The following is a 3,976-nucleotide window of genomic DNA, read 5'->3' on the forward strand; positions in this document are numbered from 1 at the left end:
CGGACAATAGCCGAGCCGGACACGGTGGAAATCGTGCCTTGTGAGTAGTACATGGTGTGAGTCCTGAAAGATTAAAAATTGAAGTAATCGGCGGCGTCGAGGATAAGGATAGGCTGTTTGGTTGTATAATTGGTCGTTCCCCACTGGCTCGCTTTCCAGTATGTGCGGTCGCCTGAACCAACAAATAATGCCCCCTCCCCATAGCTGGTCAGAGACAAATTCCGGCTATAGGCGGTGCTCCCTTCCATCCACAGGTGATGCCCTATCCACGCCGGCACCAACATCGGATACCGGATACCCGGCGTGGGGATGATGTCGCCCAGCCCTCTGTTGCTGACATTCAGGCTCACGGGCTTGGTCAGCACCCCGACGCCGGAGCTAAACGTGACAGCCCCGTCCCGGTTTCTGAGCTTGAGTCCATAGCCCGGTCCTTCTAGTCTTTCCCTGACGCCGATGTCAGAAAAGATCACGACCCGATACCACCCCGCCCTATCACCTCCGTCGTGCCTACTGCAACTATAATAGCCGTTTTGATGAACCAGCATACACGTCGGGTCTTCATTATAAAAAAACATCAGACAATTACCGTAATTGAGTCTGGGGTCTATTGACGCCGGATCAAATCGGCCTTGTATATACACGCGGGCTTTATGGGAAACATAACCAAATCCGGCCGGCGGGACGCTGTTATTAAAATTACTGTTGTTTAATATTTTCAATCCCGCCTGACCGCCCGATGTCTGCGGGTACGCGATGATTTTTATCAGCTCCGTGAGCCAGTTATCGAAAAAATTATCTAAACTCAGTCCATCAATGATAATGCTTTCCCCATTCTGGGAAAACCGGATTTGCTCAGAAAATCCCGTCAACCTAAATCCATTTCCTGAGCGACCCTGGTGAAATTCTGTGAACCCGACGGGATAGACATGCGCCTGATAGCCCGCCGGGATTTTGATTTGACACTCCCATTCATAATACCGCCAGTCGGTCGGGCTTTGATGAATCCCCGGCGTATTTTTGGAAACATAGTCGGTCCATACCAGACTGGCAGGGGATGTTTTCTCATTAAAAATAAAACTCGTTCCATCATGAGGATTAACGATTTTTAGCCCTACAATACTCATAAAAAGACCCCCAACTCAATGATGGCAACGCCGTTACTGTTGAATACGTACAGGCCGGTATCTTTGAACTGGGTACGATAGCCATTCCCGTTGCCGTTAATTTCCAGAAAACCACTCTTGGCATCAATCCGAAAGCCCTGCCGATTGGGGATGTAATTCGTGGACTTAATATCTAACCCAACCAATAGCCGGCTGATATTTGCCATATCAATAAAGGCATCCCGAACAAACAACTGCCCGTTTTTGACCACCATAAACGGCTCCAGTCGGCCATTGGCGGGGTTATAGAACGCAAAGTTGTTGGCTGAAAATCCGATATAGGATTCCAGATTGCCGTTTTTGACTTCACCACTGATCACCATGCCCGCCGCGTTATAATCCCGGCCATTGTGCTTAATGGTGATATTCACGCTATGGATGGCATAACCGTTGCCATTCTGGTTAAATTCGGCCTGCATTTTGCTGTTGATCATGGCGGATTGTTCTTTGAATTTTGCCTGAACTTGCTGTTCCGATTTAGCAACCGCTTCATGCGTGCTGGAAATCGCCTGCTTATTCGTGATCACATCCGCCGCAATGCCCCCGATATTGGTACGCAACTCCGAATATTGCTGCGCCCATGCCTCATTATCCGTTGCCCGAACCTGCCATATTTCCCGGATCTGCGCCTTGCTATCCCCGTCACGCGCCAACAGCTCTCTGGAGAGTTCCTGTTGCGCACCCGCGAGGATAAGAGCCGATTCCGTGTTCCAGTCAACATCAGACTGCAACCGTTTTCCCGCCTCTGCCGCCATGAACTGGTCACCCGCGACATCAATAATCCAACTGGCATCATCGGATGACGCCCCCCTGACGAATTCCGTCCACGGGGATTGATTGCCGGATTTGTCCACCAGCCGGGCGCGGAACCAGAATACCACCCCCGCCGCCAGTCCCTGCATCGTGTGCGTCCGTTGCGGGTAGGGAATATCGGCCAGCAGCATTAACCCCTCACCGTCGTTTGTCCGACTGTACTGGATCTCTGTTTTCAGGGTGTCGTCGGTCTGGGCGGCAAAGCCCCAATCCAGTTGGATACCGAAGATAATCGGTGTGGTGCGAAATGCGAGCGGCACGGGTGGGCTGCCCTCTTTGCCTTTCAGGTAGGTTTCCGTAGCATTCGCCCAGAGACTGGATATTTCCGCGGCATTAATCGCCCGTACCCGCGCCTGATAGCGGCCAGCGTAGATATTGGGGATTTCAAAGCCCTGTGTAGCGGTTCGGGGTGCTGATATCCAGTTGCCGTTATCACGCCGCCATTCAGATTCATACGCAATGGCATTGGCAGTCGCTTCCCATGTCACCCTCAGTGTCGTGACCGCAACTCCCTGATTTACCACAGAATAACTGCTGATAGCGACATTTTTCGGTGGCAGTTGAACACCGGGCGGAATAACCGAAATCGGACGCTCGTCTATTCGGGTGCCGGTGTCGATATGATCATATTTATCGGGATTATGCTCAACGGCGGTGATATCGAATGACACCCCGTCCTCACCCTCTTTAATGCCCGTCACCCTGAATTGCTGAATGGCTAAATCTGTTGCATCTATCGCCCAGACACATTCGGGGGAGGGGGTTTCTGAATAGGTCGTCGTCACGGTGACAGTCTGTCCGTTTACCGCCTGAATAGTCCGCCCTTCCGCCTTACCCGATGGCAGATTCAGGATTAACCGCTCGCCCACTTTTGCAGACGAGGTTCTGTCCAGCGTGATATTGCGGCCATCAACGACACTGATACGTCCACCCAGTACGCGACCGGAAAACATTTCATCCGCCACGCCGATAATGTAACCGGGCAAGGGGATCTTGCCGTCCAATCCCACCGTGAACGACACCATCCGGTCATATTCATTGGTATGCAGCACCCATTTCCCGCGCCGTATCGCCTCACTCTGTCGGGTACAGCCAATCGCGGTCACATCGGCCTGTCTGACCTGAAAACGGCGAATTAATCGGTTATCGAAGACAGGCTCGACCGCATCCTGATACCCATTCTGTGGATCTGACCAGCTCACCATAGCCGTCGAATAATGGGTTTTTTCGCTGGAACTGGCATAGGTAAATTTACCGTCACGCACATTGGCGCGGGTATAGAGGTAATCCACGTCACGTGGCATATCCGCCAGCACATTCATGTTGTTGTTAGCCCAGTACGTCATTCCCTGAAAGATGCCGGCGATATCCCGTAATACTGTCCAGGCATCTTCCTGTGACTGGATATAGACATTGCAGGTGTGGCGCGGCTCCATACCCCCTTTCCCATCGGGGACAGGCTGATCACAGTATTGCGCTATGCGATACAAATCCCATTTTGCCAGACTCAGGTTTTCGGCTTTCACCCGTGCGCCGATGCTGAACCGATCATTAATCATCAGGTCATACAGCACCCACGCGGGGTTGTCTGTCCATGCCCATTTAAATGACCCGTCCCAGACACCGGAATAATGGCGGCTTTCAGGGTCATAGTTGGCCGGAATGCGGATAATGCGCATCTTCGGCTCGCACGATATCTGGGGGATATTGCGGAACTGTTTAGCATCAAACTGCACGAATAACAGGGCGGTTTCGGGGTAACTCAATTTGGCGTCAATCACTTCCGTAATGGCTTCCACCACCATCGCATCGGCAATCCGGTTACTGGTCTGTTTCGGGGTTAAACGACGTACGCGAACCTGCCAACCGGAATGGGCTTTGGGTAAATCCACCCGGTGGGAGCGTTCATATTTGGTGGTTGTCTTGCCATCAGCGGCGGTACGCAACACTTCTTGATACGCCCCGCCATCCGTTGCCACCTCTATCACATAATCAATGCG

Annotated in this window: 2 protein-coding genes; both read right to left on the reverse strand. The window is 52.1% G+C overall.

Annotation, left to right across the window (positions count from 1 at the left end; genetic code table 11):
• Positions 1-71: 71 nt before the first annotated feature.
• Complete coding sequence (locus Xkoz_RS18840) at positions 72-1,124, reverse strand: hypothetical protein (RefSeq protein ID WP_099143470.1); 1,053 nt, start codon at positions 1,122-1,124, stop codon at positions 72-74.
• Positions 1,121-3,976, reverse strand: a 2,856-nt coding sequence (locus Xkoz_RS18845) for a TipJ family phage tail tip protein (RefSeq protein ID WP_099143471.1), incomplete at its 5' end; no start/stop codon positions are given. The genes Xkoz_RS18845 and Xkoz_RS18840, both read right to left, overlap by 4 nt.

The organism is Xenorhabdus kozodoii (assembly GCF_002632875.1).
GTDB lineage: Bacteria > Pseudomonadota > Gammaproteobacteria > Enterobacterales > Enterobacteriaceae > Xenorhabdus > Xenorhabdus kozodoii.